This window comes from Brevundimonas lutea (genome assembly GCF_003704105.1).
Lineage (GTDB): Bacteria > Pseudomonadota > Alphaproteobacteria > Caulobacterales > Caulobacteraceae > Brevundimonas > Brevundimonas lutea.
This window is the reverse complement of record NZ_QUOQ01000008.1, coordinates 97,191-122,909: the sequence shown is the minus strand read 5'-3', so window position 1 is coordinate 122,909 and position 25,719 is coordinate 97,191. Positions and strand designations below refer to the sequence as shown.

Here is a 25,719-nt window from a genome sequence, read left to right as displayed (position 1 = left end):
CGATTAAGAGGCCGAGGCGGCCGCGGAGTCCTTGGACAGGACTTCCCAGCGCTTCAGCTTGGACTTGGGGGCGCACTCGACGATGCGGGCGACTTCGCCTTCTTTGTAGGCGTTGGCTTCGTCGTGAGCGTGATACTTCTTGGACAGGCGCACGGTCTTCTTGAGGACCGGGTGCAGCAGGGTGCGCTCGACCTTGACGACAACGGTCTTGTCGCCCTTGTCGGAGACGACCACGCCTTCGAGAATTCGCTTCGGCATTTTCGTTTCCTTACGCGGCGGTCGAACGCTTCTCGCGCAGAAGCGTCGAGAGGCGGGCGATGTCCTTGCGCACTTCCGAGACCCGGTGGGTCTTTTCCATCTGGCCGGTGGCGGCCTGGAAGCGCAGGTTGAACTGCTCCTTCTTGAGCTTCAGCAGCTCGTCGGACAGCTGGTCGGAGGTCAGGCTCCGGAAGTCGGCGATCTTGGTCATGCCGCGTGCTCCACATGGGCGATGCCGGCGTCCAGGCGGGTGACCACCTTGGTGCGGACCGGCAGCTTGGCGGCGCCGAGGCGAAGAGCCTCGCGGGCCACGTCGTCCGGCACGCCGTCGATTTCGAACAGGATGCGGCCCGGGTGGCAGCGCGCGGCCCAGTAGTCGACGGCGCCCTTGCCCTTGCCCATGCGGACTTCCGCCGGCTTGCCGGTGACCGGCAGGTCGGGGAACACGCGGATCCACACCCGGCCCTGACGCTTCATCTGGCGGGTGATCGCGCGGCGGGCCGCTTCGATCTGACGCGCGGTGATGCGTTCCGGCTCGACCGTCTTCAGCCCGTACGAGCCGAAGTTGAGCGAGAAACCGCCTTTGGCGGAACCGTGGATGCGGCCCTTGAAGGCCTTGCGGTATTTGGTCTTCTTCGGTTGCAGCATGACTTAGCTCTCACGTCCCCGATCGCGACGCGGACCGCGATCGCCCCGGTCGCCGCGCGGACCGCGGCCTTCGTTCGACGACGGGCCCGAGGCTTCCTGGGCCCAGCGCTTGTCCTGGGCCATCGGGTCGTGCTCCAGCACTTCACCCTTGAACACCCAGACCTTCACGCCGATGATTCCGTAGGTCGTCTTGGCCTCGATGAAGCCGAAGTCGATGTCGGCGCGCAGGGTGTGCAGCGGCACACGGCCTTCGCGATACCACTCCATCCGCGCGATTTCGGCGCCGCCCAGGCGACCCGACACGTTGATCCGGACACCCTTGGCGCCCAGGCGGATGGCCGACTGCATGGCGCGCTTCATGGCGCGGCGGAAGGCGATCCGGCGCTCCAGCTGCTGGGCGATGTTCTCGGCGATCAGCTGAGCGTCGGTCTCGGGCTTGCGGACCTCGACGATGTTCAGGTGAACCTCGCCTTCGGTCTGGGCCGCGATGTCCTTGCGCAGCTTCTCGATGTCGGCGCCCTTCTTGCCGATCACGACACCCGGGCGGGCGGCGTAGATCGTCACGCGGCACTTCTTGTGCGGACGCTCGATGATGATGCGGCTGACGCCGGCGCCCGACAGGCGCTCCTTCAGCATCTCGCGGAGCTTCAGGTCCTGGTGCAGCAGGCGGGCGTAGTCGTTGCCGCCGGCGTACCAGCGGCTGTCCCACGTGCGGTTGACGCCGAGGCGGAACCCGACCGGATTGATTTTCTGACCCATCAGGCGGCCTCGCCGGCTTCACGGACCACGATGGTGATCTCGCTGAACGGTTTCAGGATGCGCGACGAGCGACCACGAGCGCGGCTCGCGAAACGCTTCATCACCAGGTTCTTGCCCACGAAGGCCTCGGCCACGACCAGGTTGTCGATGTCGAGGTTGTGGTTGTTCTCGGCGTTCGAGACGGCCGAATAGAGGACCTTGCGCACGTCGGTGGCGATGCGCTTGCGGCTGAATTCCAGCTCGTTCAGCGCCTTCTGCACCGGCATGCCGCGGATCGAGGCGGCGACCAGGTTCAGCTTCTGGGGGCTGATGCGCACATTGACCAGCTTGGCGCGGGCCTCGGTCGGGGCGACCCGACGCTCGTTCTTGGACTGGGCCATCGGCTTACTTCCTCTTGGCCTTCTTGTCCGCCGCGTGACCCGGGAAGTTCCGGGTCGGGGCGAACTCGCCGAACTTCATGCCGACCATGTCCTCGTTGACCATCACCGGCACATGCTTCTGGCCGTTGTGGACGCCAAAGGTCAGGCCGACGAACTGCGGCAGGATGGTGGAGCGGCGCGACCAGGTCTTGATCACGTCCTTGCGGCCCGACGCCTGAACGGCGTCGGCCTTCTTGAGCAGATACCCGTCGACGAACGGGCCTTTCCAGGAGGAGCGGGCCATCGGTTAGCGAGCCTTCTTGGTGTGGCGGCTGCGGATGATGAACTTGTCCGTCGCCTTGTTCTTGCGGGTACGAGCGCCCTTGGTGTCCTTGCCCCACGGGGTGACCGGGGTCCGGCCACCGGAGGTGCGGCCTTCACCACCACCGTGCGGGTGGTCGATCGGGTTCATGGCCACGCCGCGGACGTGCGGGCGGAAGCCCATGTGACGCTTGCGGCCGGCCTTGCCGAGGTTCTGGTTCATGTGGTCGGGGTTCGACACCGCGCCCACCGTGGCCATGCAGCCGTCCAGAACCATGCGCAGCTCGCCCGAGCCGAGACGGATCTGGGCATAGCCCTGATCGCGGCCGACCAGCTGGGCGTAGGCGCCGGCCGAACGGGCCAGCTGGGCGCCCTTGCCCGGCTTCATCTCGATGTTGTGGATGATCGTGCCGACCGGCATCGAGCGCAGGGGCATGGCGTTACCCGGCTTCACGTCCACCTTCTCGCCGGCGACGATGGTGTCCCCGGCCTTCAGGCGCTGCGGCGCGATGATGTAGGTCTTCTCGCCGTCGGCATAGGTCACCAGGGCGATGAAGGCGGTGCGGTTCGGATCGTATTCCAGACGCTCGACGGTGCCGACCGAGTCGAACTTCTTACGCTTGAAGTCGATCTTGCGGTACAGCGTCTTGGCGCCGCCACCGCGGAAGCGGACGGCGATGCGACCGCCCTGACCACGACCGCCCGACTTGGTCAGGCCTTCGGTCAGCGACTTCTCCGGGCGGCCCTTGTGCAGCTCGGAGCGGTCGACCAGCACCAGGGCGCGGCGGCCCGGCGACGTCGGATTGAATGTCTTCAGAGCCATCGGATCAGAGCCCCGTGGTGACGTCGATCGACTGGCCTTCAGCCAGCGTCACGATCGCTTTCTTGATGTCGACGCGGCGACCCATGATGCCCCGGAAGCGCTTGGTCTTGCCCTTCTGCACCAGGGTGTTGACCTTGGTGACATTGACCTTGAACAGCGCTTCGACGGCGGCGGCGATTTCATCCTTGGTCGCGTTGTCGGCAACGCGGAAGACGACCTTGTTCTGCTCGGAGAGCACGGTCGACTTCTCGGTGATCACCGGAGCCAGGATGGTGTCGTAGTGACGAACGTTCGGCTGGACAGCCATCACGCGGCCTCCTTCTCAGAGAAGCGCGCCTCGATCGCCTCGACGGCGGCCTTGGTCAGCACCAGCTTGCCCGAGCGCAGCACGTCATAGACGTTCAGGCCGGCGTTCGGCAGCACGTCCACGTGCGGGATGTTGCGGGCCGCCATGCCGAAGCCGGCGTCCACTTCCGGACCCGCGATGATCAGGACCTTGTCCCAGCCCAGCTTGCCGAACTGGGCGCGCAGGGCCGAAGTCTTGGCGTCCTTGATCGACAGGCTGTCGACCACGATCAGCTCGCCGGCCTTGACCTTGGAGCTCAGGGCGTGGCGCAGGCCCAGGGCGCGGACCTTCTTGGGCAGGCTGTGGGCGTGCGAGCGGACCACCGGGCCGAAGGCGCGCGAACCGCCGACGAACTGGGGCGCACGACGCGAGCCGTGACGGGCGCCGCCGGTGCCCTTCTGCTTGTACATCTTCTTGCCGGTGCGAGAATTCTCGTTCCGGGTCTGGACCTTGTGCGTGCCGGCGCGGCGCTTGGCCAGCTGCCAATTGACGACGCGGGCCAGGATGTCGCCGCGGATCTCGTCGATCCCGAACACGGCGTCCGACAGCTCGATGTCGCCGGCGGCCTTGCCGTCCAGTTTGGTGACGGAAAGTTTCATCAGGCTTCACCCCCTTCGGCGGCGGCTTCGGCGGCGGGCGCCTCGGCTTCGGCCGGAGCGGACTTGCCGCCCTTGATCGAGCCCGGATACGGCAGGTCGGCGGCCGACTTCTTCACCGCGTCGCGGATTTTCAGATAGCTGCCGTCGTGGCCGGGGACCGCGCCCTTGATCATGATCAGGCCGCGCTCGGCGTCGACGCGCACGATGGTCAGGTTCTGCTGGGTGACAGTTTCCTGACCCAGATGACCGGCCATCTTCTTGCCCGGGAACGTACGACCCGGGTCCTGACGGTTACCCGTCGACCCGTGCGAGCGGTGCGACACCGACACGCCGTGCGTCGCGCGCAGGCCGCCGAAGTTCCAGCGCTTCATGGCGCCGGCGAAGCCCTTGCCGATGGTCAGGCCCTGAACGTCGACCTTCTGACCGGCCACGAAGTGGTCGGCCGACAGCTCGGCGCCGATGTCGAGGAGCGCGTCCTCGGCCACCCGGAACTCGGCCACATAATGCTTCGGCTCGACCTCGGCCTTGGCGAAGACGGCCTTCTGAGCGTTGTTGGTGCGCTTGGCCTTCTTGGCGCCGGCGCCCAGCTGCAGGGCGACATAGCCGTCCCGCTCCTGAGTGCGTTGGCCAACGACCTGGCAGCCGTCCAGCTCCAGAACCGTCACCGGGACATGCGCGCCATCTTCAGCGAAGATCCGCGTCATTCCCAGCTTCTTGGCGATCACGCCCGTTCGTCGCGCGTCTTTGCGCATCGGATCCCGCCTTCTCTTCTTTAGATCTTGATCTCGACGTCCACGCCGGCGGACAGGTCGAGCTTCATCAGCGCGTCCACGGTCTGCGGGGTGGGGTCGACGATATCGAGGACACGCTTGTGCGTGCGGATTTCAAACTGCTCGCGCGACTTCTTGTCGACGTGCGGCGAACGGTTCACGGTGAACTTTTCGATCAGGGTCGGCAGCGGGATCGGACCACGAACGGTCGCGCCCGTGCGCTTGGCGGTATTGACGATCTCGCGCGTCGAAAAGTCGAGGACGCGGTGATCGAAGGCCTTAAGCCTGATGCGGATGCTTTGATCCATATCGGTCGTAAATCCCAAGCGGTCGGAGGACCGCGTCCCTGTGAACCATTTCAAAGACCGGAGGCCTTCGGGTCGAAACCCTCAGGGTACGCACGTCCGCAAAAACGATCGGCCTCTGCGGCTGCCCGCGAGGCCGTTAAATCCCAAGAAGCTGCAAAGAACAGGTACTTAGGTCGTTCCTGCGGACCGCGTCTGCACCTTGCGATGCACAGCCGGTCCAACAAGAGGGGCGCTTATGCCGCCCGATTCCGTTTTCGTCAAGCGGCGAAACTGAGGCAGGGCGGGGTTTCTGCGCCCCGCCCCGCTAAACCTTATCGCCGATCAGTTCTCGCCGACCCTGATGGTGCCCGACCCCACGGCCGAGCGCTCGACCGAACCGGTGGCCCGCGCCACCCGAACGTCGCCGGACCCGGCGAAAGAGCCCGATATATCCCGAACCTCGCCCCCGTGATCGACATTGCCGGAGCCGACGATGGAGACATCCAGGTCCCCTGAAGCGCCGCCCAGCACATGCACATCACCCGACCCGGCGATGGATACCTCGATGTCGCCCGAGGCCTGCACCACTGTGACATCGCCCGATCCAGCGATGGAAACCTCCAGATCACCAGTCGGCGCGGCGGCGACATCGCCTGAACCCGCGACACTGACGTCCAACGAGCGGCTGGTTCCGATACGCGACGGCCCTGACCCGGCCACACCCAGCGACACGGGCCCATCCACATTGGCGATGGTCCAGCCGCCGCAGCCGGCGTTCCCGACATCGACCGAGCTGGCGCCCCGTCCGACCGAACCCCAGACCGCACCGCCGATCGATACCTCGACGTCCCGCGGAGTCCGCAAGACGATCAACGGCGCGTCTTCCAGGTTCACCCGGCCGATGTTGCGCACCTCGACCGAGGCGCCCTCCCCCGGCTGGCGAGCGTCGGCTGGTCCGGCGCGGCAGTTGCGGAAATGGCCGTCGCCGCCGCCGAAGAAGCCCCGCGACCTGAGACCGCCGCGAATCTCCACGTTCGACCCGACCCGCCGCATCTGCAACGCGGGCAGGTCGGCCGAGCCGCGCTCAATCTCGACGCCGATGTCGGAGCGTTCCTCCGGGATCACCACCACGCGGGCCACGGCGTCCTTGATCCGCACCTCCTGCGCCATGGCGGGCGCGGCGGCGGCCAGCAACGGCGCGATGGCGACGGCGGCGATGGCGAGCGAACGGGCGATGGTCATGACGGCGTCCTTCCCTGTGGCGTCATAAAGTCTGAGGCCGTCAGGGTGTCGTCCGGATGCGCCCGGGTCAGCTTAAATCGAGGTCATGACGCCGATTTAAGATTGGCGACTACCGCATCCCCATCGGCGCGATCAGGCCCTTGTCCGCCGCCGGCGCCGCGTCGCCCAGTTCGAAGGCGCGCTCGTAATCGTTGATGCGGTTCCTGACCACGCCCATGCGCCTCAGCCCGAGAGACGCGCCCCACAGCATGGCCCGCGCCGCCATCGGCGCCCGGTCCGCCGGCGCCACCGGCAGCTTCCAGCGCCGCAGCACGCCATTGGTGTAATGCGCGCCATTGGTCATCCGCGATGTCCAGGTCTGGTAGTCGCACGACAGCGAGGCGTTGAAGCTGCCCAGGTTCTCGATCCGGTGCGGCGCGTGCAGCGGCCAGGCGATGGCCATGCCGGGCTTCAGGTCGAACACCTGAGCGTTCGCGTCCATCTCGCGGCGATACGGCAGATCCTCGGTCTGCTGCTCCAGGACAATGTCTTCCATCACCCGCGTGGGCATATGCGCCTCATCGACCGGATAGATCCACATCCGCTTCTCGCCGCGCAGGTGAAACAGCGTCACCCCCGGCGGGTCGGCGTGAAACGGCACCTTGGCCTGGGGCGCCGACAGGATCAGCTGGCCGGTGATGTCGATCGGCCGGAAACCCGGAACCTCGGCGCGCAGCTCGGCGAACGCCTGGCGCATGGCCTCGGCCAGTTCGGGATAGTGGTCCTGGATGCGCCGCATCTGGATCCACACCCGCCCGGCCTTGACCGCCTCCAGCAGCTGGTCGCCGCCACGCCGTCCCTTGGCGCCGGTCTGCAGCATGGCCTGATCGTCGTCGCCATAGTGAAAGACGTTGATGTCGAACAGCTCGGCCGGATGCCGCTCCATCTGCCGCGCCAGGGCCTCGTCCTCGAACAGACCGGTCTGGATCAGGCGGTGCGCATAGGTCATCGGCGCCCGGCCGAAGTCGCGGCGCTGGTCGGCGGTGAACTGCGAGATCAGGCGATCGGCGGTCATGCGGCGGCTCCGGCGGTGGATTTCCGGGCGGCCGCGACGGCGGCCCGGGCGGCGCCGGCCCACCAGTCGGCGGGCCGCGTCTCGCAGGCGTTGATGATGTCCAGGCGGCGGCCGACGCTCTGACCCAGCCGACGCAGGGGCGCGGGACCGACCTCCCCCACCCAGCGCGCGGCCGAGGGCAGTAGCCCCGGCGAGCCGCCCATGACCGTCCCTTCGAGGACCGTGCCGACGCTTTGCGCCAGGGTGGACTTGTAGCCCTCCTCCCCGCAGCCGAAATCGACGCGGGCGTAACCGGCCTCGGCGGCCTTCTCCATCTCCATCCAGGTCAGCAGCATGCCCGGCCCGAACTTTGAGAAGGCGACGTCATAGGTCGGGAACCACAGGTGCAGGGTGCGGCCATCGTCCAGAGAGGCTTCGGCGGCGGCGATCTCTCCGGTCGCGGTCCGCAGCGAAGCGACCCGCAGACCATAGGTCTCATCGGCCGCGCGCATGGCCATGAGCCGATGCAGCAGATCGCCGGTCCAGCCACAGGCGAAGACGTCGTGGCGGCGCGTGCGGCGATACTGGTCGCGCTTCATCCCGATGATCCAGTCCAGAACGGCCGGATCGCGATCGTCCCAGACCAGACGCGCCTCGCCATGCGCCTTTTCAAATCCCCGCCGCATGCGACGCAGGTTCTTGAAAAACTTGTGGTTGATACCGTCCAGCCAGGTGTTCAGCGTCTCGGCGCCGCCGGTGACATTGGTCGCCATGCGCTCGCGCGCCACCAGCCCCTCGCCATCCGCCGCCGACATCCAGCCGCCGAACCGAAGCTGGCCGCCGAGCAGTCGCGCGACCGTCCGCGCATCCAGACCCGCGTCCGGCGCGGCGATCACCCCGTGATAGTCGCTCATCGGCGCCGCCAGCGGCTGGATCAGCCGCCCGCGCCGCTGATGCGGAAACGCCCCGACCAATCGGCCCTCGCGCCGGAACAAGGCCACCCGCCCGCCGGGCACGCCCGCCGCCGCCTCGACGAAGCGCCGGTCAAAATAGGGATGGTCCAGTCCTCCGGCGGCCCGCAGCGCATCCCAGGCGGCCGCGTCGGCGGGGGACAACGCGCCGGGCGCGACGATTTCGACCTGAATCATAGAGCTCATCGCCTGCGCATAGCCCACGCCCCGTTGCGGGACGGTTTAGCGGCATGGTGAACGAAACCCCCACGCCCCGGCGACGTTGAACGGTCGAGCTTTCCCACTGGAGACGACCGGCATGGCCGACCCCCGCCGCCCCGACGACAAGAGCACCGAGAACGAGAACCTGAAGCCGCCCGCTCACGACGGCGAGCCGCCCCGTCCCGCCACCGAACCGGCGGGCTCCAAGGGTTCCAGCAATTCCGGCGAGACGGAAACCGATCCGGCCACGGGGGAAGAAAACTGATGCGGGTTCGCGCCGCGCTCGCGGCCCTGACCCTCGCCGCCGTCCCCGCTGTGGCGATCGCCCAGCCGCCGCCGGCCGTGCCGGTCGATCTGACCCAGTGCCCGGTCGATGACGCGACCTGGACCCAGCGCCTGCCGTTGGAGCGCGCCCGCGCCGCCGTGGCCGAGGGCGACATCTCCATCCTGGCCATCGGCTCGTCCAGCATCGAGGGCGCGGGCGCCTCGAACCGCGACCTCAGCTTCGTGCCGGTGCTTCAGCGCGACCTGACCCAGGCCCTGCCCGGCGTCGCCGTCACCGTCCACAACAAGGGCATCGGCGGCGAAACCGCCGAGGGCGCCTCGAAGCGCATGGCGGCCATGATCGCCGAGACCGATCCCGACCTGATCCTGTGGCAGCTCAGCACCAACGACGTGCTCCAGGATCGCAGCGAGGATCAGTTCGTCACCGACTATCGCCGTGGCCTGGACGTCATCGAGGACGCCGAAATCGACCTCGTCCTGATCGACTCTCAGATGCTGCCCGAAGACACCGACAATCCCTCGTTCCAGGGCCGCAATCCCACCCTGGCCGAGCGCTCGGCCCTGATCGCCCTGGAAGCCGACCGCCGCGGCCATCCGGTGTCCAGTCGCTTCGCCGCCATGCGCGGCTGGGACCGGGTGCCGGACGGCGGTGTCGGCCCGGACGATCTTCACCTGAATGACGCCGGCTACGCCTGCTGGGTCCGGATGACCGCCCAACCTCTCGCCGCCGCCCTGAAATAACACCCCGAATTGGAACCACGTTTGCCCCATCGCCTGCTCACGCTCGCCCTGCCCTGCGCCCTCGCCCTCGCCGCCTGCGAGCGTCAGCCCGAGCCCCCGCCGCCCGCGCCCGCCGCCAGTTCTTCCGCGCCGGTGCTCACCCGCCAGTCCATCGACAGCGCCGGCTTCGAGGCCGCCCCCGCGTCTGGCAGTCAGGCCCGCTCCGCTGGCCTCGCCCGCGCCCAGGTGCTGCTCGACCGCGCCCGCTTCTCGCCCGGCGTCGTCGACGGCCTCGGCGGCGAGAACACCCGCCAGGCCATTCTCGCCTTCCAGGAGGCCAATGAGCTGAACGCTACCGGCGAGCTCGATCAGGCCACCTTCGACCGCCTCGTCTCGGGCGATAGCCAGCCGGCACTGACCGACCACGTTTTGACCACCGAGGACGTGGCCGGTCCTTTCGTCGACGCCATTCCCGAGGACATGGAGGGCAAGGCCGAGCTCGAAACCCTGGCCTACACCAGCCCCCAGGAAGCGCTCGCCGAACGCTTCCACATGGATCAGGATTTCCTGACCGAGTTAAACCCGAACGCCCGCTTCGTCGCCGGCGAGACCATCACCGTCGCCGCCGTCTCGCCCCAGGAACTGCCCCAGGCCGTGGCTCGGATCGAGATCGACAAGGCCGACAAATCCCTGCGCGCCTTCGCCGAGAACGGCGATCTGCTGGCCTACTACCCCGCCTCGATCGGCTCGGCCGAAATGCCCAGCCTGTCGGGCTCCATGACCGTCCGCGCCGTGGCGCCCCGGCCCAACTACACCTACGACCCTTCGCGCCTGACCAACGCCGAGGGCGACGAGACCCTGATCATCCAGCCGGGCCCCAACAATCCGATCGGCGCGGTGTGGATCGATCTGTCCAAGGACACCTACGGCATCCACGGCACGCCCGAGCCGTCAGAGATCGGCAAGACCTTCTCGTCCGGCTGCGTCCGCCTGACCAACTGGAACGCCCGCCAGCTGGCGAACAGCGTCGAGCCGGGGGTGGAGGTGGTCTTCCTCTAATCCGCGCCGTCAGGAGACGATCATGGCCGACGTCAGGACCAGACCCCAGACCGCCTTCAACCTCCTCGACCTGGGCGGGCGCGCGGGCCGCCTAGAGATGGCGGTTCTCTTCGTCGCCTGGGCGATCTGGCTGATCGTGCGCCAGACCCTGGTCGCGCCCGGCGAATGGGCCATCATCATCGCCGTCGGCCTCACCCTGTCGTTCGCCCTGCTGTTCGCCTCGGCGCGCCGCCTTCACGACCTGGATCGAAGCGGCTGGTGGGCGCTGGTGGGCTTCGTGCCCTTCCTCAACTTCGCCCTCTTCCTCGTCCTGTCCGTCCTGCCCGGCAAGCCCGAGTCCAATCGCTTCGGCCCCCCGCCGGGGTCGCCGCGCGCCTAGTCCGCGGCTTCGACCGTCAGGACGTAATCCCCCGTCTGACCGGCGGCCAGGGCGGCGGCGCGGATGACGTAGTCGCCGCCCTCCTCGATGGTGATCTCGATCAGGGAGTGGGTGTCCGACAGGCCGTCGTCGTCGCTGGCCAGAGGCATGAAGATCGCCTCCGTCTCCTCGGCCCGGGCGATGGCCAGATAGGCGTCGAACGCGTTCGACACCATCGTCAGCCGCAGCTTCTGACCCGCCTCCAGCCGCACGGCGTAGTCGTCATAGGCGGCGTTCATGTCGTTGGTCGCCGAGTCTTCGTCCAGCGCGCCGCGCACCGTCGCGCCCACCAGAATGCTGCCGGCCGCCGGCGGCAGCCCCCGGTCCAGCAGCTCCAGCGAATAGAGCCCCTCCTCCGACGACGACAGCGGCGACGCCCTCAGGATGTAGTCGCCGTCCGTGGGAAAGGTGAAATCCAGCCGCGAATCCGTCCCCTCGCCCAGGCCGTCGTCGTCGCCCGCCAGCGGCGTGAAGGCCTCGCCCGCCTCGCCGATCTCCAGATAGCTGTCGAAGTCGCCCGAGCGCATGATCGCCCGCATCCGCCGTCCCTCGGCCCCCGTCACCCGATAGGCGTCGAAGCGGCGCCCGCCGTCTCCGGTGGCGTCGCCCTCCGAGATCTCGCCCTGCACCACGCCGTCGGCGGCCGTCAAAGCCACCGGCTCGGGATCCGGCGCAATGGACTCCACCCTGAGTTCGTACGGCCCCAGCGCTTCCGCCGACAGGCCCCGCGCGTGGATCAGCCAGTCCCCCGCCGCCTCGGGCGTGATCGACAGACGGCTGTTGGTCCCCTCGCCCGCCCCGTCGTCGTCCTCGACCACATCCTCCAGCCCCGACGTCCCGTCACGTCCAGCGACCAGATAGGCGTCGAACTCACCGGCGCTAAGGGAGACCGCCACGCGCTGCCCCTCGATTAGACGCAACCGCCACAGGTCGTGCCGATTGCCCAGGTCGTCGCGCGCGTCACCATCCTCCAGCACGCCGTCGCGCGTCTCGCCGACCGCTATGGGCTCGGCCGTCGGCGGCGGCGGGGCTTCATCCACGGTCAGGGTGTAGCGCCCGCTGGCCTCGGCGAAGGCGCCGGCCCGCACGAGATAGTCCCCCGCCTCGGGCGCCGTGAAGGTCAGCCGGGAATCCGTCCCGTCCGGTCCGTCGTCGTTCTCGCCCAGCACCTCGAAGTCCGCGCCGGTTCCGCGGCCGATGGCCACCCGCGTGTCGAAATCCTCCGAGATCAGGTCGATCACCACCCGCTGCCCGGCCGCAAGTCTCAGCCGCCAGGGCTCATAGGCCCGGCCCTGGTCATCGGTGGCGTCGCGGGCATCCAGAGAGCCCCGTGCTTCCCGCCCGATCCGCAGGTCGCGCGCGCGCGGCTCGGGCCGGGAGGGCTGCACCGCGACCAGGGCGCTGTCCGCCGACGCCTCTGCTTCCGGGACATCCTGGGCCACGGCCGCGCCACTCCCCAAAACCACGACCAGCACGGCCGGCAGCACGGCGGAAACGATCGGAAAGGCGGGTCGGCGCATAGGCGGGAAGTCCCTTGTCGAGGTCCGGCCAGCATAGACGCCGCTTCGACCGCTCTGTAAATCGCCGCCATCCCCGAACCGCAGTCGCCCCCGAACAGGAGCCCGCCATGACGGCCGAACGCATCGACGGCAAGGCCTTCGCCGCCCGCCTGACCGCGCGGGTCAAGGCGGCCTCCGACCGGCTTCAGGCCGAGCACGGCGTCAAGCCGGGCCTGGCCGTCGTCATCGTCGGCGAGGACCCGGCCAGCCAGATCTACGTCCGCAACAAGGGCGAACAGACCCAGGCCGCGGGCATGCGCTCCGACACCCACCGCCTGGCTGACGACACGACCCAGGACCAGCTCCTGGCTCTGATCGCCCAACTCAACGCCGACCCCGGCATCCACGGCATCCTGGTCCAGCTCCCTTTGCCCGACCACATCGACAGCGCCGCCGTTCTCGGCGCCATCGACCCGGACAAGGACGTCGACGGCTTTCACGTCGTCAACGCCGGACGCCTGGCCGTCGGCCTGCCCGGCCTGGTCCCCTGCACCCCGCTGGGCTGTTCGCTGATGCTCAAGGACGCGCTGGGTGATCTCTCGGGCCTGAACGCGGTGGTCATCGGCCGCTCCAACATCGTCGGCAAGCCGATGGCTCAGCTGCTTCTGGCCGAGAGCTGCACCGTCACCATCGCCCACTCTCGCACTCGCGACCTGCCCGCCCTGGCCCGAACCGCCGACATCCTGGTCGCCGCCGTCGGCCGGCCCGAGTTCGTGCGGGGCGACTGGATCAAACCCGGCGCCACGGTGATCGACGTGGGCATCAACCGCGTCCCCTCCCTCGACCCCGCCAAGGCCGCCGAGGGCAAGACCCGCGTGGTCGGCGATGTCGCCTATGCCGAGGCCGCCGAGGTCGCCGGTCGCATTACGCCCGTGCCCGGCGGCGTGGGTCCCATGACCATCGCCTGCCTGCTGATGAACACCTGGACGGCCGCCTGCCGGTCGGCAGGCGTGGAGCCGGTGCTCGGGGAATGATGTCTGCCTGACTATTTCCGTATCCCCGGCGAAGGCCGGGGCCCAGATTGCATGACGCCGGCGCATCCCAAAACAGCCGCCTGATCCTTGAAGCGGCCGACACCTGCCCCGATCACCTGGGCCCCGGCCTTCGCCGGGGATACGGGATAGGGCTGGCTAATCCCCCGTCCGCCCCACACCAATCCCCACACACGGGCCCTCCCGGCCACACCAGCGTCCAAATCTCCGACCCCCGTCCGTCAGGCCTCATGCTGGCGGCATGACCTATGCCCTCCGATACATGCCCGACAGCCCGCCGCCCGACGATCTGGCGGAGCGCAACCGCCGACGCCGCCTGCGCTGGGCGGCCGCCAAGAAGGAGTACCTGGCCGGCGACACCGCCAAGGTGGTCTGCGCCCGCCACGACATGCCGCTGTCGACCTTCCGCCACCGCGCCAGCGTCGAGGGCTGGCGCCGCTGCGACGCCGACGATCTGAAGCGGCTGAGACCCCAGCGGCCGGCGGCAACCCCACCGGCGCCGCCCGCTCCCCCAACGCCGTCACCCTCCGGCTTGACCGGAGGGTCGGACGATCCACCCGCTCGTCCGGAGCCGCTCGAACGCCGGCCCCACCCCGGCGACGCAGAGGCGCCGCAAACTCCGGCCCTCGGATCAGGTCCGAGGGCGACGGCCGACAGCGAGGATGACTTCTACGCCCGGCTCGCCGCCGACGCCCGGCGCCACATGGTCCGGGCCGTGCGCGCCGGCCGCCCGCTGGACGCCCAGCGCTGGCTGAAACTGACCCGCCAGTTCACCGACCTCGCGGATCAGGAGCGAAAGGCCGCCGAGCAGCAGGCCATCGCCGTCGCCGAGGCCGCCGACACCGCCGCCCGCGACGCCGGCATCCTCATCGACCTCGCCGGACCCCTGCCCTTCGGCAAGCTTTCCGAGGACCAGCTGATCTACGCCGCCAACGCCCTCCGCCGCGCCATCGACAGCTGCGCCGCCAGAAAACAAGCCGCTGAACGCGCGAGACAATCCGCCGAAATCCTGGACTCCCGACCCGAAAAAAGATTGGACTCTCCCCTTTCCTCCCCCGTCCGCGGGGGAGGAGGACCGCCCCCGGGTCCGAGCGGAGCCCGGCCCGAGGACAGGCTCCACGGTGGAGGGGGCGAGCCGCGCACGCCGGAGCCGCCGCCCAGCCGCCGTCACCCCTCAACGAACGCGACGAAATCAACGGCTTTTGCCGCTCCCGGCCGGCCGGCGCCCGGTGAGCCCCCACCGCGCCATTGACGGCGCGACAGAGTCCGGTCGTGATGGTTGACCCTTGTGGAGGTTCGCTGATGAACTCGCTTCGCCCCGCCCCTCTGGTCGTCCTGGCCGCCGCCGCCGCCACGCTGGGCGGCTGCGGGTTCAACACCATCCCGACCAACGAAGAGCGCGCCCGCGCCGAATGGGCCAATGTCCAGAACCAGTATCAGCGTCGCGCCGACCTGGTGCCGAATCTGGTCCGCACGGTCGAGGCCGCCGCCGCTTCCGAGCGCGGCATCCTCACCGAGGTGATCGAGGCCCGCGCCCGCGCCACCTCGGTCAATGTCACGCCTGAAACCCTGAACGATCCCGCCGCCTTCCAGCAGTATCAGGCTGCTCAGGGAGAGCTCAGCCAGGCGCTGTCCCGCCTGCTGCTGGTGGTCGAGCAGTACCCGCAGGTCCAGTCCAACCAGAATTTCTTGACCCTGCAGTCCCAGCTTGAGGGCACCGAGAACCGGATCGCCGTGGCGCGGCGCGACTACAATGAGGCCGTGCGCGTCTACAACACCTCGCTGCGCACCTTCCCGACCGTGATCTGGGCCAACACCGTCCACTCCGGCTCGGACCGCCTGCCCGAGTTCACCGCCACCGCCGAGGCCCAGGCCGCGCCCGACGTCACCTTCAACATCGGCGGCCGCGACCCGTCCCAGCCGACGCCGCCGGGCGCGGCGCCCGGCTCGCCTCCCCCAGTCCAACCGGCGCCGGTTCCGATCCCCAATCCGCCCTCCGCGGCCACGCCCGCCGCGTGACCCCGACCCCCCTTCATCCGGCGCGCCTCCTCGCGCCTATGCTCGTGCTGCTCGCGGTCCTGGCGGCGCTTGTCGCGACCCCGGCCGCCGCCCAGCCGACCTTCCCCGCCCTGTCCGGCCGAGTGGTCGATGAGGGCCGTCTGCTCTCCTCCGCAAAGGAGGCCGAGCTGACCCAGCGTCTGGAGGCTCTGGAGCAGCAGACCGGCGATCAGCTGGTCGTGGTCACCCTGCGCAGCCTCGAGGGCGACGACATCGCCGACTACGGCTACCGGCTGGGCCGCGAATGGGGCATCGGCCGCCAGGGCGTGGACAACGGGGTGCTGCTCATCGTGGCGCCCGAAGAGCGCAAGGTGCGGATCGAGGTCGGCTACGGGCTCGAACCCGTCCTGACCGACGCCATGAGCGCCCAGATCATCGAGAATGACATCCTGCCCGCCTTTCGCAACGGCGGCTTCGAACGCGGCATCACCCAGGGGGTCGAGGCCATCGCCGGGCAGCTGACCCTCGACCGGGCCGAAGCCGAGGCCCGCGCCGCGGCGGCGGCCGAGGCCATGCACAGCGATCGGGGCGAGCTCGACCTGGGCGCGATCGTCATCCTGATCGTCATTGTCGCCCTGGTGCTGATCACCATCGGCGGCGTGCTGTCGTCCGCAGGCCAGCGGCGACGACGCCGGGACGGCCTTGGACCCGTCATCCTGTGGGCGGCCAGCGAGGCCATGCGCAGCAGCTCGCGCGGCGGTCGAGGCGGCGGCGGATTCGGGGGCGGCTTCGGGGGCGGCGGCTTCAGCGGCGGAGGCGGATCGTTCGGGGGCGGCGGCGCCTCGGGAGGCTGGTGATGAGCATGACCGTCTTGACCCCCGCAGACCACGAGCGCGTGCGCGCCGCCATCGCCGAGGCCGAGACCCGCACCTCCGGCGAGATCTTCTGCGTCGCCGCCCGCCGGGTCTCCGACTACCGCGACATCGTGATGCTCTGGGCTGCCGCCGCCGCCCTGGCTGCGCCGCTGATCCTGGTTCTGGCCGGGTTCGAGGCCGGCTGGCTGAACGGGCTTGGCGCGGGCTGGAGCGCCGAGCACCTCGCCGCCGAACAGGCCCGCATCGCCGCCCTGGTCGGCGCCATGGTCATGGTCCAGACCCTGGTCTTCGGCGCCGTCTACGGCCTGGGGCTGATCCCCGGGCTGGCCCGCTGGATTACACCGCCTGGCGTCCGTCGCGAGCGGGTGCGGCGCGCGGCGGTCCAGCAGTTCCTCGCCCACGGCCTGCACGCCACCCAGGATCGCACCGGCGTGTTGATCTTCGCGGCCCTGGCCGACCACCGGGTGGAGATCGTCGCCGACGAGGGCATTCACGCCCGGGTCGATCAGGACGTCTGGGCCGACGCCGTGGCCGCCCTGGTCCGGGGCCTCAAGGCGGGCGCGCCTGGCGACGGCTTCGTCGCCGCCATCGAACTCTGCGCCGAGGTCCTGGCCCGCGAATTCCCGCCTGCCCCGCACAACCCCGACGAACTGGCGAACCGGCTGGTCGAACTGTAGAACTCGCGCCGCAATGCCGCCCGACGGGTGGCCGATGACAACCGGAGCCCATGGCCCGAATCCTCACCTACAACGTCCACCGATGCCTGGGGACCGACCGGCGTCTCGACGTCGCGCGCATCGCCGACGTCATCGCCGAGTGTGAGGCGGACATCGTCTGCCTGCAGGAGCTGGATGTCGGGCGGGCCCGCTCGAACGGCGTCGATCAGGCCGCCGAGATCGCCTCGCGGCTGTCGATGAGCGTCCATTTCCATCCTGCCATGAAGGTCGAGGCCGAAGAGTACGGCGACGCCATCCTGACCCACCGGCCCGAGCGGCTGGTCCGCGCCGGCGCCCTGCCGACCCTGCGCGGCGTCCGGGGCCTGGAGACGCGCGGCGCCTTGTGGGCCGCCATCGACATCGACGGCGTCGAGGTTCAGGTCATCAACACCCACCTGGGGCTCGTCCCTCGCGAGCAGCGGGCCCAGGCCAAGGCCCTGGCCGGCGACAAGTGGCTCGGAGACAAGGCCTGCGTCGGGCCGACCATCCTGACCGGCGACTTCAACTGCACCTCCCTGACCCGCCCCTACGCCACCCTGACCAAGGGCTTGGCCGACGCTCAGCGGCTGCTGAAGCTGCGCCCCTCGGTCAAGACCTTCCCCTCGGCCTTCCCGGCCATCCGCATCGACCACTTCTTCGTCAGCCGGGAGGTCACCCCCCTCTCGATCTTCGCCCCCCTGTCGCCCCTCGCCCGGGCGGCGTCGGATCACTTGCCATTGGTGATGGAGTTCTCGATCGCCTGAGACGCCGCCTTCATCCGCCGCCGCCGCTTCCAGGGCCGGAAGTCGTCGGCCGGGGAGTTGGGATCCCCCAGTTGGAACTCCGCCACCATCCGCTCGAACCGGGAGGCCCCCTCCATGCCCAGCTGAACCATCCGGGTCTGCCCATAGGTGGCGATGGCCTCTCCGACCGAGTGGGACAGGGCCTCGCACGAGGCGTAGGTCTCGGCGTCGACCCCCAGGAAGTGGCCGATCAGCCGGTGGCGGAAGGCCCGGATGGTCGCCTCCCCCTCCGGCCCGGGCGCAGCGGCCACGTCGCACTCGCTGTCATAGCCGAACGAGCGGTTGTTCAGGTTCGACGAGCCGATCCTCAGCAGCTGGTCGTCGATGATGGTCACCTTGGAATGGACGATGATCCGCCCGCCCTCCTCGGTCACCGGCGCCCAGGCCGTCAGCCGGTTGTTGACGTCGGCCTGCTCCAGGGCGTGCAGCACCTCGGCCCGGGCCGTGTCCATGGTCATCTGGTCGAACCAGCTGGGGGCCTTCAGGGTGGTGACGATCACCACCTCCGGCCCTTCGGGCTCGGCCAGCCGCGCGGCCAGCGCCTCGGCGATCCGGGGCGAGGTCACGTACTGGTTTTCCAGGTATATCAGCCGCTTGGCCCTGGCGATGCCGTCCAAATGCAGCCTCAGCGACTCGTCCGCGCCGTGCCGTCGCCGCCACCGGGGCATGGTCCGCGCCACCCCGACCTCCACGTCGGTGAGCATCGGAGCGATGGCTTCCGGCCAGGGATCGGACGGGGCGTCCGACAGCCGCACCCGCTCGCCAGTCGCCCGATACCAGCGGATGCGGGCCAGGTCGCCCAGCGCGTGGGCCGCCGGTCCGTCGAACATCGCCATCACCTCGTGCCGCGGCGAGCAGATCAGCCCCGAGGGCAGGCAGCGCCGGGGGTCACCGTCCAGATGCTCCTCGCTGTCCCAGCGATCGACCGAGATGTCCCCGCCGCCGACGAAGGCCAGCTTGTCGTCGATCACCACCACCTTCTGGTGATGGCAGGCCCCCAGCGGCCCGGGCGTGTCCAGCCGGAACTCGGCGATCCGCTTCTTGAACCAGCGCTGGGCCCGCTGCGGGAAGAAGCCCTGAGACGCCGCGATCAGCAGCGGCGAGCGCCAGATCAGCAGCCGCACGTCCAGCTCGGGGTTCTCCTTGATCATCCACCGCAACCGATGGCCGATCTCGGCCTGCCGGTCGCCGATCCGACTGTGCGGGTCCAGCCGGGTGCGCGGATCGAATTGCCAGCCCAGCACGATCACCGACCGCCGGGCCCTGGCCAACGCCGCTTCCAGCGCCTCGAAATAGGCGGCGTTCTCCATCAGCGGCGTAAAGCGGTTAGCCCGCGCCTTACGCCACACCCTGTCGGCGGGCAGCCAGCCATTGGCGGCGAGCGCGCGAGCCTGGGTGTCTTCCAATCAAAGGCCTCCGCCGAACCGTCGCCGAGGATGACACGGATTACCGAAGCTTCATCACGCTTCGATTGCCGTGGCGAGGCGATAACGGCATAATGCGTGAAATCGACAGAGGGGAACGTCGGTGCTTCAGGCGCTGCTGGAAATGTTGATCGGGCTGGTGGCGTTGATCGCCGCCGCGGCCCTGTCGCAGTTCGGCGTCGACTTGAACCTCCCGCAGTCCGACAGCCGCGAGGTCCAGCGCGTCACCGACTGCGGCGACAAGGCCCAGCCCGCCGCGGCCATCGCTGTGGCCTCTCAGCCCAAAGAGTGTTGACGGCGCGGCTCCCGGCCTTGCCCTGACGCGCCCAGACGCTAGGGTCGCGGCTCAGGCCGGGGGACCCAGTCCAGAACCCGGCGCGTAACGGGTTGCCCAATGAGCGTTCGTCGTCCGCCCCTGGTCCTCAGCGAGCCCGAGCCGGACGTCGCAGACCCCAGTCAGCCTGGGGTCGAGGCCACCGCCGCAGAGATCTCCCCGCTGCCCGCGCCTGACGATCCGACACCCGAGACCTCGACTGACCGCCCCATGTCGGAGCGACGTCGGCGGCGCTTGGCGGAAGAGGCGCGGGTGGCGGCCGAGGCCCAGGCGGCCGAACGAGAGCGCGCCGCTCGCGAAGCCGAAGAGTTGGCCCAGTTCCGCATGGCCAGCGAGGGAGGCCTGCCCGCGACCGTGAGTGACGCCTTGCCCGTCACGCTCGCCGACGACGCGCCCGCCACGCGCGGACCGGCCTATCTCATCGCGGCCTTGGCCCTGGTCCTGTGGATCGGCGGGCTGGCGGCCTGGCTGGCGTATGAAATCGGCGCCGGCGGAACGATGGACCCCTTGCGCATCGCCGTCTTCGCTCTGGTGGCCCTGGCCCCGGCGGGTCTGGCCCTGCTCCTCGCCCATTCCGTCCGACAGGGCGCGCGCCTGCATGACGAGGCGCGACGCACGCGCGGCATGGCCGACGCCCTCGCCGGGCCGGCGCTTCTGGCCGCGCGCCAGACCGGGCAGGTTGTCACCGCCCTGCGTGACGACATCGACCGGGCCGGCGTGGCGGCCGAAAAAGCCCGGTCCGAGCTGGCGGCGCTGCGCGAAGCGCTGGCCGAGGAGAGCCGTCGGCTGTCCGAGGCCGCCGACGCCGCCGCCAGGACGGCCCGCTCCCTCAACGAGAGCATGGGCGCGGCGCGCGGTCAGCTGGAGGCCACTAGCGTGGCCCTGTCAGCTCAGGGGACCGGCGTGGTGGAGGCGGTGGAACGGCAGTCACGCATGGTCGCCGACGCCTCTGACCTAGCCAACGCACAGCTGCGCGAATCGGAGGCCGCCCTGGCCGCCCGCGCCGCCGACCTGGCCGCCGCCGCTCAGGAGGCCCAGGAGGCCGCGCGCCTGGCCGCCGACGACCTCGCCCGCCAGACCCTCCGCCTGGAGACGGCCGGCACCGGCGTGGCGGAGCAGATCCATGCGGTGGAGGAAGGCTTGGGCCAGCAACGCGCCGCCCTCGTCACCACCGCCTACCAGCTGCGCACCGATCAGGAAGACTTCTCCGCCCAGGTCGAAAGCCAGCGCGCCCAGCTGATCGAACAGCTGTCGGCCAGCCGCAGCGCCGGCGCGGCCCTCGACGACACGGTGAGGGCGTCGGGTGACTCGATAAAGGAACTGATCGAGGCCGCGACGGATCAGTTCCGGGCCCTGACGGAACTCAGCCAGAAGGAGGCGGACGGCTTCGACCTGGCCACCAAACAGGCTCTGGACCGGTTCGAGGCCCTGGCCGCTGATACCCGTGACGCCCTGCTGGACGAGACCCGCCGAGCGGTCGAGATGATGAACGCGACGGCTGAAGAGAGCCGCGCCCTGGCCGACGAGGCCCAGACACAGGCCCGTATCCGCATCGACCGCCTGGGCGAAAGCCTGTTCGAGGCCGCCCAGAAGGCCGACAGCGCCGCCGACGCCCGCATCGAGGGCGCCCGCCGCATCGTGGCCGAAACGGCCGCCCTGGTCGATGAGGCCGGGGAGCGCGCCGCCGAGCGACTGACGGCCACCGCCGAACGGCTGTCCGAGGTGCTGGGCGAGGTCGACCGCCTGACCGGCGAGATCGACGCCCGCGCCGCCGCCCTGCCGGACGAGAGCCGCGCCCGGCTCGACGCGGTTCGCGCCACCGTTTCCGAGGGCCTGGAAGCCGTGGCCGATGCAACCCGCCGCGCGGCCCAGGACACCGAGACGCTGGAGTTGGCGTTCCAGGATCGGGTGCGACGAAACTACGAGATGCTGTCCGAAGCCGTTCGGTTGATGGGCGTGGTGTCGGGTGACGGCCCGCAGGCCTCGCCGCGTGATCGTGACGAGCTCGCTCGTCGGCCGTTGCGCGAAGCGGCGCGGAGCGAGGACGCTGGCCTTGATGCGCCGACGCCGGAGGCCACTCGACCCACATCGGCCAACCCCTTCAACGGTCTGCGCGGCCGTTTGCGCCTGTCGCCCGCCGATGATCCGCAGCCGGCGCCCGCGCGTCCGGCGATCCCCGACGACGAGCCCTTGACCCTGCGCCCGCGGCGCGGCGTCGACATCGAACAGCCGCTGGAGCTTGAGGAGGAGGCACAGACCGCCGGTTCGCCGTTCGATCCCGATCGCGCCCAGGCAGTGGTCCAGACCATCCGCCGCATGGGGGTCGATCCCAATGCCCTGCTCCCCCGCGCCCGGGTCGAGGAGGCCGCGACCGCTCTCGGCGCCGGCGATGTGGCTCAGGCCCGCGCCATCGTCCGCCGCGTCGCCCCCGCCGCCGTCCGCAGCGTGTCACGCCGGGTGCTGGCCGACGGCGGATTGAAGGCCGATATCGAAACCTTCGTCCGCGCCGCCGGGGCCGAGATGGCCGACCTGGCCGGTCGGGGGGACGACGACGGTCTGACCCAGCGCCTGTCCTCCGACGCCGGTCGCGCCTGGCTGCTGCTCGACGCCGCTGTCGGCGACCTCGCGTAATTCCGCCGTGAACCGTCCCCTCGTGATCTTCGCCGCCCTGAACGGCGCCGTCGCGGTGCTGCTGGGCGCCTTTGCGGCGCATGGCGCGGGGCCGCAGATCAAGACCCTGCTGACCACCGGCGCACACTATCAGATGGTTCACGCCCTGCTGGCCCTGGCCTGCGTCCTGCTGACCGGGCGCTGGGGCGGTCGGCTCCTGACCCTCGCCGGCTGGCTCGCCGCGACGGGCGGTCTGATCTTCAGCCTCGCGCTGGCCGGCATCGGACTGCTGTCGCTTCCGGCCCTCGGCGCCGTCGCCCCGATCGGCGGTCTCCTGATGGTTGCGGCCTGGCTGTTGCTTCTCGTCAGCGCATTGGGCAATCGGGCTCGCCCCACCTGAGCGGGGCCACAGCGAGACCCTAACGATGGCCTTTCCCGCCCCTGATCAGCCGCGTCGCGAGCTTTATCCCGAGATCGAGCCGTTCAACTCCGGCTGGATGGCCACGGGCGGCGTCCACGAAATCTATTTCGAGGAAAGCGGCAATCCCGAGGGGACCCCGGTCATCGTGCTGCACGGCGGCCCGGGCGGGGCAGTCAATCCGCAGATGCGGCGCTATTTCGACCCGGCCCGCTACCGGATCGTCATGTTCGACCAGCGCGGCTGCGGATTGTCGCGGCCCAACGCCTCGCTGGAGGACAACACAACCTGGGACCTGATCCGCGACATTGAACAGCTGCGCGAGGACCTGGGCATCACGAAGTGGGTGGTGTTTGGCGGCAGCTGGGGGTCGACGCTCTCGCTGGCCTATGCGGTCACCCATCCCGAGCGCGCGATGGCCCTGGTGCTGCGCGGTATCTTCCTGCTGACCAAACACGAGCTGAACTGGTTCTACCAGGAGGGGGCCTCGAACCTCTTCCCCGACGCCTGGGAGCGGTTCGTGGAGCCCATCCCCGAGGCCGAGCGCGGCGACCTGATGGCCGCCTACAGCCGACGCCTGATCGGCGATGACCAGGCCGAACGCGAGCGCTGCGCCGTGGCCTGGTCCAGCTGGGAAGGCGAAACCGTCAGCGTGGTCGGCCCCGACGCCCGTCCGGACAAGTTCTCCGACCCCGCCTTCGCCGTGGCCTTCGCGCGCATCGAAAACCATTATTTCGTCAACGGCGGCTTCTTCGAGCACGACGGCTGGCTGCTGACCCAGATCGACAGGATCCGCCATATCCCGGCCTGGATCGCCCAGGGGCGGTTCGACGTGGTGACGCCGATGTCTGGGGCGTGGGCCCTGCACCGCGCCTGGCCGGGGGCGAAGCTGGAGGTCATCGGCGACGCCGGCCACGCCTCCACCGAACCGGGCATCATCGACAGCCTGATCCGCGCCACCGACTGGGCCGTGAGCCTCTAGCTCAGCGCAGATGCCGGAACCTGAGGGTGCCGGGCACGGCCTTCAGCCCGTCCAGCGCCTTGGGATCATAGTCGCCGTCGACATCGGCGATGACATAGCCAATCCGCTCGTCGGTCTTCAGATGCTGTCCCAGAATGTTCAGGCCGGCCTCGCTGAGGGCCTGATTCAGCGCCGCCAGCACGCCCGGCTGGTTGCGGTGGATATGCAGCAGCCGGTGCCCGCCGGTCACGTCCGACAACTGGACGTTCGGCAGATTGACCGAGAAGGTCGTATCGCCGCGATTGAGGAAGCCCAGCAGCCGTTCGGCCGCGAACTCGGCGATGGCCTCCTGCGCCTCCTCGGTCGAGCCGCCGATGTGCGGCGTCAGGATGACGTTCCTCAAGCCGCACAAGGGGCTGTCGAACGGCTCGCCGTTGGCCCGGGGCTCTTCCGGAAAGACGTCCACCGCCGCGCCGCCGATGCGGCCCGAGCCCAGGGCCTGGGCCAGGGCGCCGACCTCCACCACATGACCGCGCGACAGGTTCAGCAGCAAGGCGCCCGGCTTCATCCGCGACAGCTGGGGCGCGCCAATCAGGCCGGCGTTCTCCGCCCGGCCATCGACGTGCAGGCTGACCACGTCGGCCTCACTCAGCAGCCGGTCCAGCGACCCGACCCGCCGCGCATTGCCCAGCGCCAGCCGCTCGGTCAGGTCGTGGAAGATCACCCGCATGCCCAGCGCCTCGGCCAGCACCGACAGCTGGCTGCCGATGGCGCCGTAGCCGACGATGCCGAGGGTCTTGCCGCGCAGCTCGCGTGATCCGGTGGCCGACTTGTTCCACTCGCCCCGGTGCATGGCGGCCGACTTGTCGGCCACGTCGCGGATCAGGGCGATGGCCAGGCCGATGGCCAGTTCGACCACCGAACGGGTGTTGGAATAGGGCGCGTTGAACACCGCCACGCCGCGTTCAGAGGCCGCCTCCAGATCGATTTGGTTGACGCCGATGCAGAAGGCGCCGACGGCGACCAGCCGCTCGGAGGCTTCGATCACCCGACGGCTGACTTGCGTCTTGGAGCGCACGCCTAGCACATGCACCCCCTGAAGCCGGGCGATCAGCGCCTCTTCGTCCAGCGCCCCGGTCTCGGTCTCGACCGAATAGCCCTCTTCCTTCAGTCGGGCGACGGCGGCGGGATGCACGTTCTCGAGGAGCAGCACCTTCAGCCGGCTGCGCGGGAACGACCAGCGCCCGGCCACCCCCTCGGCGTGCAGCACTTCGTCCAGAGAGCGCGCCTCGGCGTCGGCCGCGGCGACCACGGTCGGGCGCCGCACCACCTCGGTGAAGGCGTAGAAGCGATCGACCGCGCCCGCCAGCCGGACTTCCGCGTCGGTCCAGCCGTCCCCGACCAGCACGACGTCGCCCTGCAGATTCAGCGCGCGCACCGCCTCGGCCTTGCCGCCCGCGCGCGAGACCGGATTGCTCCAGTCGACACCGGTGACCCGCCCCTCCGGATCGTAGGTCAGGTCGTTGGCCAGGATGTGCTGTGACGACAGACCGAGACGCTCCGCCACCGGGGCGATGACCTCACGGAACCCGCCCGACAGGATGTAGATGCGCTCGGCGTGATCGCGGAAGAAGGTCTCGTTGCGGGCGACGGAGGGCGTCAGGGCCGAGACGGACCGCTCAGCCGCCGCCGCGACGTGCTCGTGCCTGAGCTCAAGCCGCTGCAATCGCCGGCGCAGGGCGTCCTCGAATTTGACCTCCCCGGCCATGGCCTTATCAGTCAGCCGCGCGATCTCGTCCCGGGCGGCGTCGCCCTCAGCGCCAGAAGGCAGGGCGATCTCAGCCAGCAGTTCCAGCGTCTCGAATGCGACCAGGGTCGAATCGAAATCGAAGATGAAAGTCTGGGAGGCCATGCGCCGGTTGTGGCTGACGGTCGCCCGCCTGTCACGGCC

General features: G+C 69.6%; 31 protein-coding genes. 14 read left to right on the top strand and 17 right to left on the bottom strand.

Translation table 11 applies throughout. The features are described from left to right. Positions 1 to 3 precede the first annotated feature (3 nt). The 14 genes from rpsQ to EES48_RS14010 form a co-directional block, all read right to left on the bottom strand. Positions 4 to 258, bottom strand: a complete 255-nt coding sequence (gene rpsQ, locus EES48_RS14075; protein ID WP_122468641.1) for a 30S ribosomal protein S17 — start codon at positions 256 to 258, stop codon at positions 4 to 6. Between the two features lie 10 nt (positions 259 to 268). Continuing rightward, positions 269 to 469 carry a 50S ribosomal protein L29 gene (gene rpmC / locus EES48_RS14070; protein ID WP_122468636.1) on the bottom strand — a complete coding sequence of 67 codons (201 nt, stop codon included), beginning with the start codon at positions 467 to 469 and terminating at the stop codon, positions 269 to 271. Then, on the bottom strand, positions 466 to 906 hold the full coding sequence (rplP, locus tag EES48_RS14065) for a 50S ribosomal protein L16 (protein ID WP_122468633.1): 441 nt from the start codon (positions 904 to 906) through the stop codon (positions 466 to 468). Before rplP ends, rpmC begins: the two co-directional genes overlap by 4 nt. Positions 907 to 909: 3 nt before the next feature. Beyond that, entirely contained in the window at positions 910 to 1,665 is a 756-nt protein-coding gene (gene rpsC, locus EES48_RS14060; RefSeq protein ID WP_122468630.1) for a 30S ribosomal protein S3, read from the bottom strand. Then, the gene (gene rplV, locus EES48_RS14055) at positions 1,665 to 2,045 is read right to left on the bottom strand and encodes a 50S ribosomal protein L22 (protein ID WP_122468628.1); all 381 of its coding nucleotides are present in this window, start codon (positions 2,043 to 2,045) and stop codon (positions 1,665 to 1,667) included. The genes rpsC and rplV overlap by 1 nt, the downstream gene beginning before the upstream one ends. A gap of 4 nt (positions 2,046 to 2,049) precedes the next feature. Then, positions 2,050 to 2,328, bottom strand: coding sequence for a 30S ribosomal protein S19 (gene rpsS, locus EES48_RS14050; RefSeq protein WP_122468625.1), 279 nt, complete (start codon positions 2,326 to 2,328; stop codon positions 2,050 to 2,052). Positions 2,329 to 2,331: 3 nt separating this feature from the next. Then, positions 2,332 to 3,168: a 50S ribosomal protein L2 gene (gene rplB, locus EES48_RS14045; RefSeq protein WP_122468620.1), complete on the bottom strand. Its 837-nt coding sequence runs from the start codon at positions 3,166 to 3,168 to the stop codon at positions 2,332 to 2,334. A gap of 4 nt (positions 3,169 to 3,172) precedes the next feature. Then, positions 3,173 to 3,475 carry a 50S ribosomal protein L23 gene (locus EES48_RS14040; protein WP_122468616.1) on the bottom strand — a complete coding sequence of 101 codons (303 nt, stop codon included), beginning with the start codon at positions 3,473 to 3,475 and terminating at the stop codon, positions 3,173 to 3,175. Continuing rightward, the gene (gene rplD, locus EES48_RS14035) at positions 3,475 to 4,113 is read right to left on the bottom strand and encodes a 50S ribosomal protein L4 (protein ID WP_122468612.1); all 639 of its coding nucleotides are present in this window, start codon (positions 4,111 to 4,113) and stop codon (positions 3,475 to 3,477) included. Before rplD ends, EES48_RS14040 begins: the two co-directional genes overlap by 1 nt. Then, the gene (rplC, locus tag EES48_RS14030; protein WP_122468608.1) at positions 4,113 to 4,865 is read right to left on the bottom strand and encodes a 50S ribosomal protein L3; all 753 of its coding nucleotides are present in this window, start codon (positions 4,863 to 4,865) and stop codon (positions 4,113 to 4,115) included. The genes rplD and rplC overlap by 1 nt, the downstream gene beginning before the upstream one ends. Before the next feature lie 20 nt (positions 4,866 to 4,885). Beyond that, positions 4,886 to 5,191 (bottom strand): 30S ribosomal protein S10, encoded by a 306-nt coding sequence (gene rpsJ, locus EES48_RS14025; protein WP_003164367.1) that lies wholly within the window; start codon positions 5,189 to 5,191, stop codon positions 4,886 to 4,888. Positions 5,192 to 5,512: 321 nt separating this feature from the next. After that, a complete protein-coding gene (locus EES48_RS14020) occupies positions 5,513 to 6,412 on the bottom strand; it encodes a GIN domain-containing protein (RefSeq protein WP_122468604.1) in 900 nt (299 codons plus the stop codon). 109 nt (positions 6,413 to 6,521) lie between these two features. Next, a complete protein-coding gene (locus EES48_RS14015; protein ID WP_162998183.1) occupies positions 6,522 to 7,466 on the bottom strand; it encodes a transcriptional regulator in 945 nt (314 codons plus the stop codon). Continuing rightward, positions 7,463 to 8,602 (bottom strand): GNAT family N-acetyltransferase, encoded by a 1,140-nt coding sequence (locus EES48_RS14010; protein WP_162998182.1) that lies wholly within the window; start codon positions 8,600 to 8,602, stop codon positions 7,463 to 7,465. Before EES48_RS14010 ends, EES48_RS14015 begins: the two co-directional genes overlap by 4 nt. A 112-nt stretch (positions 8,603 to 8,714) precedes the next feature. On the opposite strand from EES48_RS14010, the gene EES48_RS14950 reads away from it, so the two are divergent. The 4 genes from EES48_RS14950 to EES48_RS13995 are packed head-to-tail and all read left to right on the top strand — an operon-like array spanning position 8,715 to position 11,060. Beyond that, positions 8,715 to 8,882 (top strand): hypothetical protein, encoded by a 168-nt coding sequence (locus EES48_RS14950; RefSeq protein WP_162998181.1) that lies wholly within the window; start codon positions 8,715 to 8,717, stop codon positions 8,880 to 8,882. Continuing rightward, positions 8,882 to 9,643, top strand: a complete 762-nt coding sequence (locus EES48_RS14005) for an SGNH/GDSL hydrolase family protein (RefSeq protein ID WP_122468591.1) — start codon at positions 8,882 to 8,884, stop codon at positions 9,641 to 9,643. Before EES48_RS14950 ends, EES48_RS14005 begins: the two co-directional genes overlap by 1 nt. Before the next feature lie 21 nt (positions 9,644 to 9,664). Beyond that, the gene (locus tag EES48_RS14000; protein ID WP_122468589.1) at positions 9,665 to 10,681 is read left to right on the top strand and encodes a L,D-transpeptidase family protein; all 1,017 of its coding nucleotides are present in this window, start codon (positions 9,665 to 9,667) and stop codon (positions 10,679 to 10,681) included. Between the two features lie 22 nt (positions 10,682 to 10,703). Further along, positions 10,704 to 11,060, top strand: coding sequence for a DUF805 domain-containing protein (locus tag EES48_RS13995; protein ID WP_122468586.1), 357 nt, complete (start codon positions 10,704 to 10,706; stop codon positions 11,058 to 11,060). Here the strand turns inward: EES48_RS13995 and EES48_RS13990 are convergent. Continuing rightward, on the bottom strand, positions 11,057 to 12,619 hold the full coding sequence (locus EES48_RS13990; protein ID WP_122468580.1) for a PPC domain-containing protein: 1,563 nt from the start codon (positions 12,617 to 12,619) through the stop codon (positions 11,057 to 11,059). The genes EES48_RS13995 and EES48_RS13990 overlap by 4 nt on opposite strands. A 107-nt stretch (positions 12,620 to 12,726) precedes the next feature. Here EES48_RS13990 and EES48_RS13985 point away from each other — a divergent pair, with 107 nt between their 5' ends. The 6 genes from EES48_RS13985 (at position 12,727) to EES48_RS13960 (ending at position 17,982) form a co-directional block, all read left to right on the top strand. Further along, complete coding sequence (locus EES48_RS13985; protein ID WP_122468576.1) at positions 12,727 to 13,632, top strand: bifunctional methylenetetrahydrofolate dehydrogenase/methenyltetrahydrofolate cyclohydrolase; 906 nt, start codon at positions 12,727 to 12,729, stop codon at positions 13,630 to 13,632. Positions 13,633 to 13,891: 259 nt separating this feature from the next. Beyond that, on the top strand, positions 13,892 to 14,902 hold the full coding sequence (locus EES48_RS13980) for a hypothetical protein (RefSeq protein ID WP_122468572.1): 1,011 nt from the start codon (positions 13,892 to 13,894) through the stop codon (positions 14,900 to 14,902). A 50-nt stretch (positions 14,903 to 14,952) separates the two neighbouring features. Then, on the top strand, positions 14,953 to 15,669 hold the full coding sequence (locus EES48_RS13975) for a LemA family protein (protein WP_122468568.1): 717 nt from the start codon (positions 14,953 to 14,955) through the stop codon (positions 15,667 to 15,669). 38 nt (positions 15,670 to 15,707) lie between these two features. Continuing rightward, positions 15,708 to 16,505: a TPM domain-containing protein gene (locus EES48_RS13970; RefSeq protein ID WP_122468565.1), complete on the top strand. Its 798-nt coding sequence runs from the start codon at positions 15,708 to 15,710 to the stop codon at positions 16,503 to 16,505. Further along, on the top strand, positions 16,505 to 17,200 hold the full coding sequence (locus EES48_RS13965; protein ID WP_240623385.1) for a TPM domain-containing protein: 696 nt from the start codon (positions 16,505 to 16,507) through the stop codon (positions 17,198 to 17,200). Before EES48_RS13970 ends, EES48_RS13965 begins: the two co-directional genes overlap by 1 nt. A 50-nt stretch (positions 17,201 to 17,250) precedes the next feature. Continuing rightward, a complete protein-coding gene (locus tag EES48_RS13960) occupies positions 17,251 to 17,982 on the top strand; it encodes an endonuclease/exonuclease/phosphatase family protein (RefSeq protein WP_122468562.1) in 732 nt (243 codons plus the stop codon). On the opposite strand, the gene EES48_RS13955 is transcribed toward EES48_RS13960, so the two are convergent. After that, positions 17,946 to 19,427 carry a phospholipase D-like domain-containing protein gene (locus EES48_RS13955; protein ID WP_240623384.1) on the bottom strand — a complete coding sequence of 494 codons (1,482 nt, stop codon included), beginning with the start codon at positions 19,425 to 19,427 and terminating at the stop codon, positions 17,946 to 17,948. The genes EES48_RS13960 and EES48_RS13955 overlap by 37 nt on opposite strands. Before the next feature lie 121 nt (positions 19,428 to 19,548). Here EES48_RS13955 and EES48_RS13950 point away from each other — a divergent pair, with 121 nt between their 5' ends. From EES48_RS13950 to pip, 4 genes are all read left to right on the top strand, one after another. Further along, positions 19,549 to 19,740: a hypothetical protein gene (locus tag EES48_RS13950; RefSeq protein WP_122468559.1), complete on the top strand. Its 192-nt coding sequence runs from the start codon at positions 19,549 to 19,551 to the stop codon at positions 19,738 to 19,740. A gap of 99 nt (positions 19,741 to 19,839) precedes the next feature. Beyond that, positions 19,840 to 22,410 carry a coiled-coil domain-containing protein gene (locus EES48_RS13945; RefSeq protein WP_122468556.1) on the top strand — a complete coding sequence of 857 codons (2,571 nt, stop codon included), beginning with the start codon at positions 19,840 to 19,842 and terminating at the stop codon, positions 22,408 to 22,410. Positions 22,411 to 22,417: 7 nt separating this feature from the next. Continuing rightward, complete coding sequence (locus tag EES48_RS13940) at positions 22,418 to 22,789, top strand: DUF423 domain-containing protein (protein ID WP_240623383.1); 372 nt, start codon at positions 22,418 to 22,420, stop codon at positions 22,787 to 22,789. A 25-nt stretch (positions 22,790 to 22,814) separates the two neighbouring features. Next, positions 22,815 to 23,789: a prolyl aminopeptidase gene (gene pip / locus EES48_RS13935; protein WP_122468550.1), complete on the top strand. Its 975-nt coding sequence runs from the start codon at positions 22,815 to 22,817 to the stop codon at positions 23,787 to 23,789. 1 nt (position 23,790) lies between these two features. Here the strand turns inward: pip and serA are convergent, their stop codons facing one another. Continuing rightward, positions 23,791 to 25,680, bottom strand: a complete 1,890-nt coding sequence (gene serA, locus EES48_RS13930) for a phosphoglycerate dehydrogenase (RefSeq protein WP_122468546.1) — start codon at positions 25,678 to 25,680, stop codon at positions 23,791 to 23,793. Positions 25,681 to 25,719: the final 39 nt, after the last annotated feature.

What these genes read in the sequence shown, in the direction of transcription:
- rpsQ (WP_122468641.1), bottom strand. Translation starts at nt 258, where the DNA reads ATGCCGAAGCGAATTCTCGAAGGCGTGGTCGTCTCCGACAAGGGCGAC.
- rpmC (WP_122468636.1), bottom strand. Translation starts at nt 469, where the DNA reads ATGACCAAGATCGCCGACTTCCGGAGCCTGACCTCCGACCAGCTGTCC.
- rplP (WP_122468633.1), bottom strand. Translation starts at nt 906, where the DNA reads ATGCTGCAACCGAAGAAGACCAAATACCGCAAGGCCTTCAAGGGCCGC.
- rpsC (WP_122468630.1), bottom strand. Translation starts at nt 1,665, where the DNA reads ATGGGTCAGAAAATCAATCCGGTCGGGTTCCGCCTCGGCGTCAACCGC.
- rplV (WP_122468628.1), bottom strand. Translation starts at nt 2,045, where the DNA reads ATGGCCCAGTCCAAGAACGAGCGTCGGGTCGCCCCGACCGAGGCCCGC.
- rpsS (WP_122468625.1), bottom strand. Translation starts at nt 2,328, where the DNA reads ATGGCCCGCTCCTCCTGGAAAGGCCCGTTCGTCGACGGGTATCTGCTC.
- rplB (WP_122468620.1), bottom strand. Translation starts at nt 3,168, where the DNA reads ATGGCTCTGAAGACATTCAATCCGACGTCGCCGGGCCGCCGCGCCCTG.
- EES48_RS14040 (WP_122468616.1), bottom strand. Translation starts at nt 3,475, where the DNA reads ATGGCTGTCCAGCCGAACGTTCGTCACTACGACACCATCCTGGCTCCG.
- rplD (WP_122468612.1), bottom strand. Translation starts at nt 4,113, where the DNA reads ATGAAACTTTCCGTCACCAAACTGGACGGCAAGGCCGCCGGCGACATC.
- rplC (WP_122468608.1), bottom strand. Translation starts at nt 4,865, where the DNA reads ATGCGCAAAGACGCGCGACGAACGGGCGTGATCGCCAAGAAGCTGGGA.
- rpsJ (WP_003164367.1), bottom strand. Translation starts at nt 5,191, where the DNA reads ATGGATCAAAGCATCCGCATCAGGCTTAAGGCCTTCGATCACCGCGTC.
- EES48_RS14020 (WP_122468604.1), bottom strand. Translation starts at nt 6,412, where the DNA reads ATGACCATCGCCCGTTCGCTCGCCATCGCCGCCGTCGCCATCGCGCCG.
- EES48_RS14015 (WP_162998183.1), bottom strand. Translation starts at nt 7,466, where the DNA reads ATGACCGCCGATCGCCTGATCTCGCAGTTCACCGCCGACCAGCGCCGC.
- EES48_RS14010 (WP_162998182.1), bottom strand. Translation starts at nt 8,602, where the DNA reads ATGAGCTCTATGATTCAGGTCGAAATCGTCGCGCCCGGCGCGTTGTCC.
- EES48_RS14950 (WP_162998181.1), top strand. Translation starts at nt 8,715, where the DNA reads ATGGCCGACCCCCGCCGCCCCGACGACAAGAGCACCGAGAACGAGAAC.
- EES48_RS14005 (WP_122468591.1), top strand. Translation starts at nt 8,882, where the DNA reads ATGCGGGTTCGCGCCGCGCTCGCGGCCCTGACCCTCGCCGCCGTCCCC.
- EES48_RS13995 (WP_122468586.1), top strand. Translation starts at nt 10,704, where the DNA reads ATGGCCGACGTCAGGACCAGACCCCAGACCGCCTTCAACCTCCTCGAC.
- EES48_RS13990 (WP_122468580.1), bottom strand. Translation starts at nt 12,619, where the DNA reads ATGCGCCGACCCGCCTTTCCGATCGTTTCCGCCGTGCTGCCGGCCGTG.
- EES48_RS13985 (WP_122468576.1), top strand. Translation starts at nt 12,727, where the DNA reads ATGACGGCCGAACGCATCGACGGCAAGGCCTTCGCCGCCCGCCTGACC.
- EES48_RS13980 (WP_122468572.1), top strand. Translation starts at nt 13,892, where the DNA reads ATGACCTATGCCCTCCGATACATGCCCGACAGCCCGCCGCCCGACGAT.
- EES48_RS13975 (WP_122468568.1), top strand. Translation starts at nt 14,953, where the DNA reads ATGAACTCGCTTCGCCCCGCCCCTCTGGTCGTCCTGGCCGCCGCCGCC.
- EES48_RS13970 (WP_122468565.1), top strand. Translation starts at nt 15,708, where the DNA reads ATGCTCGTGCTGCTCGCGGTCCTGGCGGCGCTTGTCGCGACCCCGGCC.
- EES48_RS13965 (WP_240623385.1), top strand. Translation starts at nt 16,505, where the DNA reads ATGAGCATGACCGTCTTGACCCCCGCAGACCACGAGCGCGTGCGCGCC.
- EES48_RS13960 (WP_122468562.1), top strand. Translation starts at nt 17,251, where the DNA reads ATGGCCCGAATCCTCACCTACAACGTCCACCGATGCCTGGGGACCGAC.
- EES48_RS13945 (WP_122468556.1), top strand. Translation starts at nt 19,840, where the DNA reads ATGAGCGTTCGTCGTCCGCCCCTGGTCCTCAGCGAGCCCGAGCCGGAC.
- pip (WP_122468550.1), top strand. Translation starts at nt 22,815, where the DNA reads ATGGCCTTTCCCGCCCCTGATCAGCCGCGTCGCGAGCTTTATCCCGAG.
- serA (WP_122468546.1), bottom strand. Translation starts at nt 25,680, where the DNA reads ATGGCCTCCCAGACTTTCATCTTCGATTTCGATTCGACCCTGGTCGCA.